The organism is Pseudomonas sp. S2_C03 (assembly GCF_054668405.1).
The window spans coordinates 3215390-3227135 of sequence record NZ_CP162766.1; the positions used below are offsets into that span (position 1 = coordinate 3215390).

The 11746-nt window shown below is 62.9% G+C and carries 11 protein-coding genes; 2 read left to right on the top strand and 9 right to left on the bottom strand.

Translation table 11 applies throughout. From position 1 onward, the window contains the following. Window positions 1-214 precede the first annotated feature (214 nt). The 6 genes from AB4N64_RS14670 to AB4N64_RS14695 form a co-directional block, all read right to left on the bottom strand. The gene (locus AB4N64_RS14670) at window positions 215-1318 is read right to left on the bottom strand and encodes an arginase family protein (protein ID WP_460116522.1); all 1104 of its coding nucleotides are present in this window, start codon (window positions 1316-1318) and stop codon (window positions 215-217) included. A 10-nt stretch (window positions 1319-1328) separates the two neighbouring features. Then, complete coding sequence (locus AB4N64_RS14675) at window positions 1329-2480, bottom strand: M24 family metallopeptidase (RefSeq protein ID WP_460116524.1); 1152 nt, start codon at window positions 2478-2480, stop codon at window positions 1329-1331. Between the two features lie 66 nt (window positions 2481-2546). Next, on the bottom strand, window positions 2547-3401 hold the full coding sequence (locus AB4N64_RS14680; protein WP_460116526.1) for an ABC transporter permease: 855 nt from the start codon (window positions 3399-3401) through the stop codon (window positions 2547-2549). Then, window positions 3398-4246: an ABC transporter permease gene (locus AB4N64_RS14685; RefSeq protein ID WP_460116527.1), complete on the bottom strand. Its 849-nt coding sequence runs from the start codon at window positions 4244-4246 to the stop codon at window positions 3398-3400. Before AB4N64_RS14685 ends, AB4N64_RS14680 begins: the two co-directional genes overlap by 4 nt. A gap of 1 nt (window position 4247) precedes the next feature. Continuing rightward, window positions 4248-5363: an ABC transporter substrate-binding protein gene (locus tag AB4N64_RS14690; RefSeq protein WP_460116529.1), complete on the bottom strand. Its 1116-nt coding sequence runs from the start codon at window positions 5361-5363 to the stop codon at window positions 4248-4250. Between the two features lie 75 nt (window positions 5364-5438). Beyond that, the gene (locus AB4N64_RS14695; protein ID WP_460116530.1) at window positions 5439-6539 is read right to left on the bottom strand and encodes an ABC transporter ATP-binding protein; all 1101 of its coding nucleotides are present in this window, start codon (window positions 6537-6539) and stop codon (window positions 5439-5441) included. Window positions 6540-6669: 130 nt separating this feature from the next. On the opposite strand from AB4N64_RS14695, the gene AB4N64_RS14700 reads away from it, so the two are divergent. Continuing rightward, window positions 6670-7563, top strand: a complete 894-nt coding sequence (locus tag AB4N64_RS14700) for a LysR family transcriptional regulator (RefSeq protein ID WP_460116532.1) — start codon at window positions 6670-6672, stop codon at window positions 7561-7563. A gap of 142 nt (window positions 7564-7705) precedes the next feature. Here AB4N64_RS14700 and AB4N64_RS14705 read toward each other — a convergent pair whose 3' ends face one another. Continuing rightward, window positions 7706-8065, bottom strand: coding sequence for a cupin domain-containing protein (locus AB4N64_RS14705; RefSeq protein WP_460116534.1), 360 nt, complete (start codon window positions 8063-8065; stop codon window positions 7706-7708). A 17-nt stretch (window positions 8066-8082) separates the two neighbouring features. Next, window positions 8083-9480, bottom strand: a complete 1398-nt coding sequence (locus tag AB4N64_RS14710; protein ID WP_460116535.1) for an NAD(P)/FAD-dependent oxidoreductase — start codon at window positions 9478-9480, stop codon at window positions 8083-8085. Between the two features lie 135 nt (window positions 9481-9615). On the opposite strand from AB4N64_RS14710, the gene AB4N64_RS14715 reads away from it, so the two are divergent. After that, complete coding sequence (locus tag AB4N64_RS14715) at window positions 9616-10452, top strand: AraC family transcriptional regulator (protein ID WP_460116537.1); 837 nt, start codon at window positions 9616-9618, stop codon at window positions 10450-10452. A 120-nt stretch (window positions 10453-10572) separates the two neighbouring features. Here the strand turns inward: AB4N64_RS14715 and AB4N64_RS14720 are convergent, their stop codons facing one another. Further along, window positions 10573-11604: a UV damage endonuclease UvsE gene (locus AB4N64_RS14720; RefSeq protein WP_460116538.1), complete on the bottom strand. Its 1032-nt coding sequence runs from the start codon at window positions 11602-11604 to the stop codon at window positions 10573-10575. Window positions 11605-11746 lie beyond the last annotated feature (142 nt).

The following is an 11746-nucleotide window of genomic DNA, read 5'->3' on the forward strand; positions in this document are numbered from 1 at the left end:
GACCTCATCGCGACGGTTCGACGCCTCGACAAGTTCGCTCCTACAGGGGTTGTGTATTGCCAGGCACAAATCATCCGAACCACACAGATCCACTGTAGGAGCGAGCATGCTCGCGATGCACCCGAGGACGCCGCGGGGTGTCAGGTGCCCAGCGTCATCGTTAACGACCATCGCGAGCAAGCTCGCTCCTACAGGGGGTGGGGATGGCCGGGTATCAGAATCGCCAACCCACCTCCTCCAGCGCCTTGGCCAACACCTCGACATCGGCATGGCTGCGCTCCTCGAACACCGGCATGTACGCCAACGGGTCGGCCAGGGTCGAGTCTGCAGCCAAAAACCCCTGGGCGGCGGCGTGCAGGCAGTAGGCGCTGTAGGCCGGGTTGTAGCCGCCTTCCTGGACGATCAGCAGGCGCCCTTCGCAGTGCGCGTCGGCGAAGTGGCGGGCCCGTTGGGCCAGACGGTTGAAACCCTTCATGGTCAGCAACTGACGGCCGTTCGGGTCGAACTGCGAGGCGTCCAGGCCATTGGCGATGATCAGCAATTGCGGGGCAAACGAGGCCAGCGCCGGCTCGACGAACCGTTCGAACGCCAGCGCGTAGGTCAGATCCCCGGAGCCCATGGGCAATGGGATGTTCAGGTTGCTGCCAACCCCATCACCGCTGCCGCGCTCCTCGACGCCGCCGGTCTGCGGATGGCTCGGCCCCCAGGCGCCGTGGTCCATGTGCAGCGACACGGTCAGCACCGTCGGATCCTGGTAGAACCCTTCCTGGGTGCCGTTGCCGTGATGCACGTCCCAATCGACGATGGCCACCCGCTCGATGCCCGCCGCCTGCGCGGCTCTCGCTGCCACCGCGACGTTGTTGAAAAAGCAGTACCCGTCCGCCATGGCCGGCGCCGCATGGTGCCCCGGCGGGCGCACCAGTGCCATGGCCGGACGCCGCTCGCGCAGGGTCTGCTCCAGCGCCGCCACGCTGGTGCCCGCCGCCGCCAGCAACCCGGCCAGGCCACCAGCGTTGATCAGCGTGGTGCTGCTGAATCGCCGCCCTTGCTGATCAGCCTGTTGAATGCTCTCACCATAGGCCTGGGTGTGAAAACGCAGGATCTCCGGCCAGGTTGCGTGCCGCCCCTCGTGCCAGACCAGGTTCCCGGCCACCGGTCCATTGCGCAGGATCGCGCGCATGTTGACCAGCCGTGGGCTGCTTTCCGGGTGCTGGCTCTGCGTATCCAAAAGTTCGCTGGGCGGCGCCTCGAACACCCCGTAGCCGGTGTCGTGGCGCAGCACATCGTCGTGCCAGAAAACGTCCATCAATGCAGGCATGTCGGCCTCCTCAGTCGATGATCACAAGCTCTGGGGCAATCTCGGACAGGCTGCGCGAGCCATCCTTTTCACACAGCACGGTGTCACCCAGCTTGAGCCCAAAGCCTTCGGAGTACAGGGACAGGTTAGGCTCGATCGAGAACGACATGTTTGGCTGAAACACATGGTCGTCGGCCTCGTCGACCATCATCGCTTCCAGCCAGGTCGGCGGATAGGCCAGGCCCAGGCTGTAGCCGATGCGGTGCACGCGGGTGCGCGACAGGTCGATGCGGTCAAGGATCTTGTTGCACACCCGGTTGGCCTCACCCACCGGCGTGCCCGGCTTGGCCACGTCGATGGCAGCATTGAAAGCTTCGGTCAGCAGGGTCGAGACTTCCCGTACCCGCGCCGTCGGTTTGCCGATGACGGCGGTGCGCATCAGGATCGCGTGGTAACGGTTGCACACGCCGGCATGTTCGAGAATCACCACATCACCCGGACTGATGGTGATGCGGTGCGGCATGGCGTGGGTCATGGTGCTGCGCCGCCCGGTGGCACACATCGGACTGATCGCCGAATACTCGCTGCCGGCCTCGCCCAGCGCCTGGGAGACGATCCCGGAAATCTCCACTTCCGACATGCCCGGACGCAGCGCCTCGAACGCGGCGCGCATGCCGTAGTCGGCCATGCGTGCGGCGCTGCGCTGGTATTCGATTTCTTCGGCGGTCTTGATCAGGCGCTCTTCGGCGACCACCACCGAGGCATCCTCGAAATGCGCGTTGGGCATGTGCCGCAGCAGCGTGGTGTATTGCAGGGCGCTGAAGGTCGAGGCCTGCATTTCCAGGCCGATGCGACCCTGGCTCAGGCCCAGCCCTTCGAGCGAATCGGCGACGATGCGCAGCGGGTCCTGCTTGGCGATGTCGTAGAAGATCCCCTCTTCCAGACTCGACAACTCATAGGTGCACGGCTCTTCGCTGGTGCGGGTGAGGAAGGTCGGGTTGGCCAGTTTCGGCGAAATGATCAGCGCCTGGTACCAGAGGAAACCCAGGCTGTCGAAGCCCGTCAGGTAGTTGATGTTGTCCGGGTAGTTGATCACCATCGCGTCGAGGCCACGCTCGCTCATTCGGCGTTTGACCGCGTCGATACGTTGACGATAAGTGCGCAGCGGAAATGCAGTCATCATGAGGACTCCCTCCTTAGGGAAAAGGTGCACGGGTGACGAGTGAGGTATTGCGTTGAGACGGGCCGGCTAGCGACCCGGTGTGTCAGCGTTCCTGTCGTGCCGGTACAGGCGCACCAGCAGCACGACCAGGGTGATGAAGATCATCAGGGTGGAAACGGCGGCGACGGCCGGATCGAGGTTGTAGCGCAGGCCATCCCAGATGCGCTTGGGCACGGTAATGACGTTGAGGCCGCTGGTGAACAGCGTGACCACCACCTCTTCCCAGGACATGATGAAGGCCATGAAGAAACTCCCGGCCATGCCCACCCGCACGTTGGGCATCAGCACCTGGCGGAGGGTCATCCACAGGCCCGCGCCCATCGAACGCGAGGCCTTGTACAGGCTGCTGTCGAGCCGGCTGTAGGCCACCAGCATGGCGATCAGCGAGTACGGAAGTGCCATCATCAGGTGGCCAAAACCCACGCCGAGCAAGGTGTCGAGTTGCTGCACCTTCGCCCCCAGGTAATAGATGGACATGGCGGACACCACCTGCGGCACGATCATCGGCAACAGCACCACGGTGGTCAGCGCAATGCGGTGACGGGGCTCCAGCCAGATGCCGGTGGCGAACAGCAATGCCAGGGCGGTGCTGATCACCCCCACGACAATCGCCAGCCCCAGGCTTTGCAGGATCGAGCTGAGCCAGCCACCACTGAGCAGCTCCAGGTAGTGGCGCAGAGACCAGGCGCCGTCCGGAAAGGCCAGATAGCGTTGATCACCGAACGACAGCGGCACGATGACCAGCACCGGCAGCAGCAGGAAAGCCGCCGCCAGCAACAGGCCGGCGAACGACAGCAGCCGGGCGACATCGAAGCGCGGCTTCAATCGTGCAGCGGCCGGCGCCTGCGCGGCCAGACGACTTACCGTTGGCAAGCTACTCATGCGGTTCTCCCGGTCAAACGTGCAAAACCCACCAGCTTGCCGAACACCAGCGCGCAAACCGCGACCATCAACATCAGGACAATGCTCAGCGCGGCGCCCAGACCCCAGTTGGACAACTGGAACATCTGGATGTAGATGCTCTCGGCCAGCATCGCCGCCTTGCCACCGCCCAACAGGGCCGGCGTAACGAAGCAACCGAGGCTGAACACGAACACCGTCGCCGAGGCCGCCGCCACACCGGGCACGGTGAGCGGGAAGAACACGTCCCGTAGCATCGCCCAGCGTCGCGCGCCCAGACTGCTTGCCGCCCGCAGCAGGCCGTCGTCGATCTGGCGCATCGAGGACAGCAACGGCAGCACCGCATAGGGCACCATGAAATGCACCATGCCGATCAGCGCCCCGAGTTCATTGCGCACCAGCGCCAGCGGCTCGTCGACGATGCCCAGGGTCAGCAGGCTCTGGTTGACCAGACCGTCGTTGCGCAACAACACCAGCCAGGCGAACGCGCGGATCAGCATCGACAACCAGAACGGCAGCAGCACGAACAACTCGATGAGCTGCCGCCCGCGCCCGGATGCGAACCGCCAGCGATAGGCAATCAGGTAGGCGATGGTGACGCTGATCAGCGTGGTCAGCAGGCAGATGCGCAGCGTGCGCCAGATGACCGTGTGGATCGTCGCGTTGTCGATGATCGTCGCGTAATGCTGCACGCCTGGCTGCGGCAGGCTGAGACTCCAGCCCAGCACACCCACCGTCGGCAACAGGTAACCGACGAGGATGATCACCGGCAACGGCAGGATCAGCAGCGCATAGATGCGCAACGTGCCTTGGGAACCGAGTCGCATGTCAGCCACCAATCAGGGCCAGGTAACGTTCGAGGGTTTCACCGTAGTGATCGGCGTACCACCGGTTGTTCATCGACACCTGTTTGGCCAGGTTGTCCGGCGCGGTCGGGTTGATGCGCTGCAACTCGGGCGAGAGCAAGGCGTTGACCTTGGCATCCACCGGGCCCATGTTGTAGACCTCCATCAGCCTGGCCTGGACTTCCGGGCGCAAGGCGTAGGCGATGAACTTCATGGCGTTGGCGGAACCGGCCGGGTTGTTCTTCGGCACGAACCACACCGACGGCGCGACGATGGCGTTGTCGAAGGTCCAGTCCACCGCACCACCGGTGTCGTGTTTGACCAGTTCGGCGCGGGTGTGCCACATCTGGCCCATGCTCGCCTCGCCGTCGCGCAGCAGTTGTTGCGACTCGGCACCGGTGGACCAGTGCGTGACCACGTGGGGCATCAGCTCCTCGATCTTGCGCAGGGCGCGGTCGACGTCCAGCGGGTAGAGCTTGTCCGGGGCGACGCCATCGGCCAGCAGCGCGCACTCCAGGTTGGCGCTCATCCATTTGTACAGCGTGCGTTTGCCGGGGTACTTCTTCACGTCCCAGAAATCCGCCCAGCTTTTCGGCGGGTTCTTGCCGAAGCGTTTGGCGTCGTAGCCGATCACGTAGCTGTAGGTGTAGTTGGCCAGGCCGAATTCGTGGATATCGCCATAGCCGATCAAAGACTTGTCGACGATCGAGTAGTCGATGGGCGTCAGCACCCCCTCCTTGCCCAGGCGGTACGAGGAATACATTTCACCGTCGCACACGTCCCAGCGCACGGCGCCGCTGTTAACCTGGGTTTTCACCGCGCCTTCGGTGGGGCCGCTGCCGTCGACCTTGAGCACCAGGCCACTGGCGCCGGCGAAATCCAGGTAGCTTTTCTCGAAGGCCGGGACCGCATCGCCACCCCAGTTGGACACCACCAGCGAACCGCCGGCGGCGAAGGCACCGCGCATCGGACCGAGCCCGGCCATGGCGGCCGCGACCATCAGGGCCTGGTTGAAACTGCGACGGCTGAGCGTGCCGGCTTCGAGTTTCTCCCGGGCGATGTCCATTGTGTCGTCGATAAAGCGCTGTTTGTCTTTCATCCTCGGAACCCCATGCAATAGGTGGTGGGCAGGTGATCGAACCAGTTTTTATTAGGTGTGTTGCTTGCTGTTGTTTTAAGCCGAAATCAGGTGGCCATGTTGCTGCGACCAGGCGCACCAATACGGCTGGCCCTGTTGCAGGTTGCTCAACATCGGATGACCGACCGGGATGCGCAACGCCATCGGTTGCGCATCGTCCAGGCGCATGTCGAGGCTGACGTGGGTACCCAGGTAAGTGAGTTTTTCCATGCGCGCGATCACGCCGTTGCCGCCGCCGGCCTGGGCGAGCGGTTGCAGGTCGACGTGTTCGGGGCGGATCGCCAGCCAGTGCTCGCCGGCATTGCTTACCGCCAGCGGGTCGGCGCCGCGGGTCACCACCAGCGAGCGACCCTGGTAATTGCAGATCAGCGCGTCGTCCTGGCGGCGAATGCCCTGCACGCCGAGCAGGTTGGTGTCACCAAGGAAGTTGGCGACGAAGCGACTGGACGGCCGCTCGTAGACTTCCTGCGGCGTGCCCAGCTGTTCCAGGCGACCATGATTGAACACCGCGACCCGGTCGGACAGCGCCAGTGCTTCTTCCTGGTCGTGGGTGACGAAAACAAAGGTGGTGCCGAATTCCTTGTGCATGCGCGCCAGCTCCATCTGCATCTCCTGGCGCAGGCGGCGGTCGAGGGCGGACAAGGGTTCGTCGAGCAGCAGCAACGAGGGTTCGAACACCAGCGCCCGGGCCAGGGCCACACGCTGTTGCTGGCCGCCGGACAACTGCTGGATGCCGCGCTCGCCCTTACCTTGCAGGCCGACCCTTTCGAGCATCTGCCCGACCTTCTCGGTGATCTGTGCGGCGGGCATTTTGCGCACCTTGAGCGGGTAGGCGATGTTCTGCGCCACAGTCATGTGCGGGAACAGCGCATAGCCCTGGAACACCACGCCAAAATCGCGCTGGTCGGCGGGCAGGTGGGTAATGTTCTGGCCATTGCGTTCGATGCGGCCTTCGCTGGGCGTTTCGAAGCCGGCGAGCATCATCAGGGTGGTGCTTTTGCCGGAACCGGACGGCCCGAGCAGGGTGAGGAATTCACCGCGCTTGATGTGCAGGGTCAGGTCACTCAACGCACGGGTTTGCCCGTAGGACTTGCCGAGGCGTATCAGGTCGACAAATTGCGCTTGCTGAACCGACATCGAAAATCCCTCTCGTGTAACCGTATGAGTGACTGACTGGTGGAGCCATCTTCACGACAAACCAGATTGACATCAAATGATTTGTTTTCTAGGTTTCATGTGAATTCAACTAACCATCAATCAGGCAAACATGGCTCTGAAAGCGACACGCCGCCTCCCCTCCCTGATCGCCCTGCGCGCTTTCGATGCCCTGGTCCGGCAGGGCAGCACGGGCGGTGCGGCACTGGAACTGCACGTTACCCACAGCGCCATCAGCCACCAGATCAAGAAGCTAGAGGAAGAGCTGGAAGTGGCGCTGGTGGAGCGCCAGGGCAAGGGCGTGCACCTGACCTCGGCGGGGCGCAAGTTGAGCCAGTTGGTCAACGGCGCGTTCGAGCAACTGCGGGACATCCAGACCGCCCTGCCCACCTCGACGCCCTCGGGCAGCCTGCGCATCGCCTGCGCCCCGGCCCTGTTGGCGCGAATCTCGAAAATCCTCGACCGTTTTTTGCGTGATTACCCGGACGTGTCGCTGTACATGCTGCCGATCGAACAGGCGACACCGAACGTCGACCTGGTGATTTCGTTTGGTGACAGCCAGGTCGAAGGCCAGCGCATCGCGGCGCTGGGCGACATCATGTATTTCCCGGTGGGCAGCCCGCGCCTGCTCAACGGCAGCGAACCGTTGCGCAAACCACGTGACCTGGAGCGCCAGGTGTTGCTGCATGAGGACGAGGGCTATGACTGGAGCCGCTATTTCCTGGCGGCCGGCATTCCCAGCTTGCAGGGTCGGCAGAACATCTACCTGCCGAATGCCTCATTGACCATCGACGCGGCGATTGCCGGCACGGGCGTGACCATCAGCGATCACATCCTGGCGGGCGAGCACCTGGCCCAGGGTACGCTGATCCGCCTGTTCGACATCCAGTTCCCGGCCCCGCACCCGTACTTCATCATCCTGCCGCCGCGGGGCGCGAATGACCTGGCAAAGGCATTCTCGGATTGGCTGATGCGCGAGCTGGAGATGATTGCGCGGGTGGATTGAGGTTTCGCGGTGGCTATGACGTCCTCTTCGCGGGCAAGCCCGCTCCCATAGGGTTTTGGGTGTTCACACTATTTATGCAACAACACGGATCATTGTAGGAGCGGGCTTGCCCGCGAAGAGGCCAGTCCAGACAACCCAAATGTCAGCCCCGCAGAATCATGAACACCTTGCGCACGTGCGTGAGGTTTTCCCAGGTACCCTTGAACCCGGCGGCCACCACGAAGGTGTCACCGGCCTGGAACGACTGGCTGGCGCCATCGCTGTCGGTCAGGCGAACTTGCCCTTCGAGCAGGTGGCAAAGCTCATCGTAGTCGCACTCGCAGCGCTCCAGATGGGGCGGGGCCTCCCAGATGCCGGCGGTGGCTTTTTTCTGCGGGTCGACAAAATGCCGCCAGCTGCGGCTACGGTACGGTATGTCGACCAGCGCCGGGTCCGTGGTGTCGAGTTCGACCACGGGCAACTCGGGGTTGGCGAAGTCGATGATGTGCGAAGGCGTGCTCATGCGTGTACTCACTCCAGTCAAGAATCAAACCCGATGCCCAATGCATCGAACCCCTTGAGCAGCCAGTCGCGGTGCCCGGTGCGGTCTTCGCGGGCCAGCGAGCGCTGGGCCATCGACACGCCCAGGTACCGCAAGGGCTCGGGGGGAAACGGAAACGGTGCGGTCGAGGTCATCGCCAGCTTCGTACGCTCAGTGGCTTTGCCCTCCAGCAGGTCGAGCAGGGTCAATGCCGCGAAACGGCTGGCGGACACACCCTGCCCGGTGAAGCCCTGGGCATAGGCCACACGGCCATTGGACGCGGTGCCGCAGAACATCGTGGTGCGCGCCGAGGTGTCGATGATGCCGCCCCAGGCGTGGCTGAAACGCACATCGACCAACGCCGGGAAGGCCGCCTGAAATTGCCGGGCCAGGGTGGCGAAGCTGTCGGGACGCTGGGTCAGCGCCTCGTCGCGGCGGCTGCCGAAGTGATAGATCGCGTCATAGCCGCCCCAGAGAATGCGGTTGTCCTCGGTCTTGCGCAGGTAATGAAACTGATTGCCGCTGTCGGCGATGCCGTAGCGCCCGACCCAGCCAATGGCGCGCAATTGCTCTTCGTTCAGCGGCTGGGTTGCCAAGGCATAGTCATAGATCGGAATGACCTTGGATTTAAGCGTCCCCAGCAGGGGCGGTGCGATGTTGGTGGCGAGCGCGACCTTGTCCGCCCTGACCGTGCCCAGGCCGGTTTCCAGCACCTGATAAGTGCCGTCTTCACGCAAACGACTGACAGGCGAATGCTCGAACAACTGCACCCCTTGCGCCAGGCAAACCCGGCGCAACTCGGTGACCATTTTCACCGGGTTGAGCAGCGCATAATTGGGCTCGAAGACACCGGCGACATAGTCGGGCGAGTCCAGGTAGGCCTTGAGGTCAACGCCTTCCACGTACTGACAATCAATGCCGAAGCGCTCATAGTTGCGCTGCATCGAGCGCAAGCCATCGACCTGCCACGGCTGGCTGGCGACGTTGAGTTTGCCCTGGCGCTCGAACGCCACGTCCATGGCGTACTCCTGAAGATCCTGCTGGAAAGCATCGAGGTTCTCCCGACCCAGGCGCACCAGTTGCTCGGCCTCCCCCGGCCAGCGTTTCAACGCATTGGCCACACCATGGGAAATGCTCGGTGCGCAGAACCCACCGTTGCGTCCACTCGCCTCACCGCCGCACTCCCCGGCCTCCAGCACCACGATCCTTGCATCGGGCCAACGCTGGCGCGCTTTCAGCGCCGTCCACAAACCGACAAAACCACCGCCGACGATGGCAATGTCGCAGAGGATGTCGCCGGTCAGTCGGGGAGCGGCTGGCGGGCTGACTCGCGCCTCCAGCCAGACGGGGTAAGGCCGGGCATCAGCCAGGGATGGGTTCGCGGTGTGCTGGGGCATGCGCTCGGCTCCGAAAATTCATAGGCTGACGCTAATGCAAACGCCTGCGCTTTCACAGGCACCACGGCGCGACAAACCTCGCAGCGGACACGGGCGGAAAACCACGGCTTCTGGAATACTCACGGCTCGCCCCTGATGCGCGACCTGGAGTTCGTTGTGCAAGCACTGGATTTACCCACCACCGACACCTTCGTGACGGACCCGGCGAGCGCCCAGACCCACCTGGTCGCCGTGCTTTACCACCAGGCCTGGAAACGCCGCGACCTCGACGCGGTGATGGCGCTGTATCACCCGGCGGTCGAGTACAACGATTTCCTGCAAAACCGCGCGCTGGACTACGGACAACTACGCGCGTATCTCGGCGCCAGCATGCCGCGCGGGTCGCAGGAATTGCAGACCTACACCGACCGCCTGCGAGTCGACGGCGATACCGCGTTCCTGCAATACCAGGTGACACTCAACGGCAGTGACGGGCTGGTGTCATTGCGCACCGTCGAAGCGCTGTCGATCCGGGACGGGTTGATTGTCAGGGTCAACGAGCATGCAGCCCTCGTCAGCCAGGCGCCGCCCATAACCCGCCCGACATACAGCGCAGGTGCCGTAAGCCGCCTGGGCTTGTCCGCCCGGCAGATCGGCGCGCTGGCCAATGATTTGCAGCAGTATTTCGAACAGTCCAAGCCGTACCTCGATCCACGCCTGGACTTGTCCAATGTCGCGGCGTCGACGGGGTACACGCGTAACCAGATTTCGTTTTTCCTCAATCAGGTTCGCGGGCAAACGTTTTATGCGCTGCTCAATCAGCTGCGGCTGGATGAGGCGCTGGAGCACCTGAACACCCAGGGCACGACGGCCCGGATCGAGGAGATAGCCAGTGCGGCGGGGTTCAATTCGTTGTCGACGTTTTATCGCTGCTTCAAGGAGCGGACCGGGTGTTCGCCGAAGAGTTATGCACAACAACTGTGCAACCTGTAGGAGCGAGCATGTCGAGGCGTCGAACCGTCGCGATGGTCGTTAACGATGACGCTGGCTGTCTGGACGCCCGCGGTGTCTGGACTACCATCGCGACGGTTCGACGCCTCGACATGCTCGCTCCTAAAGGTTTTCGAGGCCGTTCGAGTAGTCGTAAAACGCCAGCGCCGCCAGGTTCTTGTCCTTGGCCTCGAGCATGATGTCGAAGCGATCGCGAAACTGCAGCGCGTAGTCATTGGTCCAGCGGTTCCACATCTGGTCGCTGTGCGCATAGAGGTCACGCTTTGACACCACCTGCAACAACGCCTCCATCTCCAGCTTGTTGCCGGCATCGAAGCCCAATTCCTGCAAACGCTCCGGTGGCTGGGAGTAATGCATGGTCGGACGGACGCCGCGCCAACTGTCGATCACTCGTGCAACCCTGGGGTCATCGGGGGCGATGTAGTCGTTTTCATGGATCCAGCAGTGGTGAATGTCCAGCACCACGGGCGCCAGGTCGGCCACTTGCAGGCAATGGTCCAGCCCGTAGGTTTTCTCGTCGTTCTCGAAAGTGATGCAGTTCCTGGCAACCTCCGACAGCCTCGACCAGACGGCACGCGTTCCCTCGACACCCAATCGCCCGGCGATGTGCACATTGCACTTGAGGTCCTGGAAACGCCGTCCGTAGCCCATCATGCGGATCATGTCGGCGTGGTATTCGAACTCGGCGACGCTGTTTTCCACGACACCTGGGTTATCCGATCCCAACACACAATATTGTCCGGGGTGAAACGACAGGCGTATGTCCGCCTCGCGCGCCAGCTCGCCGATGGCGGCGAACCCCGCCGCCAACTGCTGCTCGATCCCGGGGTCGCGATAGAAATCGCGAACCTTTTGATGGCTGTAGAACGGCAAAAGGTCGCTGCTCAGACGCAGCATGCGAAGGGTCGGCGGCAACCCGCTGACATATTCGAGCAGGCGCAGTTGTGCGGCCAGGTTGTGCAGCACCACTTCAATCAGCTTGTCGCGCGCAAGCTGCGGCGACACCGTGTCCATCCAGCGAAGGGTGGTAGTACGCGGGTTCAAGGGGCCTTCGAGCGCCTTGAGCTCAGACACCGACAGCTCACGCTGCGGATGCTTGAACTGACAGGCAAAACCGATTCGCGTCAGGGTCATGGAGAGGACGGCTCGTTTGAGTTAATGTCGTACACGGCGTTCAGATAAGCGATAAGAACTTAGGTCCGAATTCCACTTGAGGTTCACTCATTATCCATCGAAACTTTCATTGTTGCCGACCAGTCAACTCAAAGGCAGATGC

Coding starts and splice junctions, on each gene's coding strand:
- AB4N64_RS14680 (WP_460116526.1), bottom strand. CDS start 3,401: ATGAGTAGCTTGCCAACGGTAAGTCGTCTGGCCGCGCAGGCGCCGGCC.
- AB4N64_RS14720 (WP_460116538.1), bottom strand. CDS start 11,604: ATGACCCTGACGCGAATCGGTTTTGCCTGTCAGTTCAAGCATCCGCAG.
- AB4N64_RS14695 (WP_460116530.1), bottom strand. CDS start 6,539: ATGTCGGTTCAGCAAGCGCAATTTGTCGACCTGATACGCCTCGGCAAG.
- AB4N64_RS14700 (WP_460116532.1), top strand. CDS start 6,670: ATGGCTCTGAAAGCGACACGCCGCCTCCCCTCCCTGATCGCCCTGCGC.
- AB4N64_RS14675 (WP_460116524.1), bottom strand. CDS start 2,480: ATGATGACTGCATTTCCGCTGCGCACTTATCGTCAACGTATCGACGCG.
- AB4N64_RS14685 (WP_460116527.1), bottom strand. CDS start 4,246: ATGCGACTCGGTTCCCAAGGCACGTTGCGCATCTATGCGCTGCTGATC.
- AB4N64_RS14690 (WP_460116529.1), bottom strand. CDS start 5,363: ATGAAAGACAAACAGCGCTTTATCGACGACACAATGGACATCGCCCGG.
- AB4N64_RS14705 (WP_460116534.1), bottom strand. CDS start 8,065: ATGAGCACGCCTTCGCACATCATCGACTTCGCCAACCCCGAGTTGCCC.
- AB4N64_RS14715 (WP_460116537.1), top strand. CDS start 9,616: ATGCGCGACCTGGAGTTCGTTGTGCAAGCACTGGATTTACCCACCACC.
- AB4N64_RS14670 (WP_460116522.1), bottom strand. CDS start 1,318: ATGCCTGCATTGATGGACGTTTTCTGGCACGACGATGTGCTGCGCCAC.
- AB4N64_RS14710 (WP_460116535.1), bottom strand. CDS start 9,480: ATGCCCCAGCACACCGCGAACCCATCCCTGGCTGATGCCCGGCCTTAC.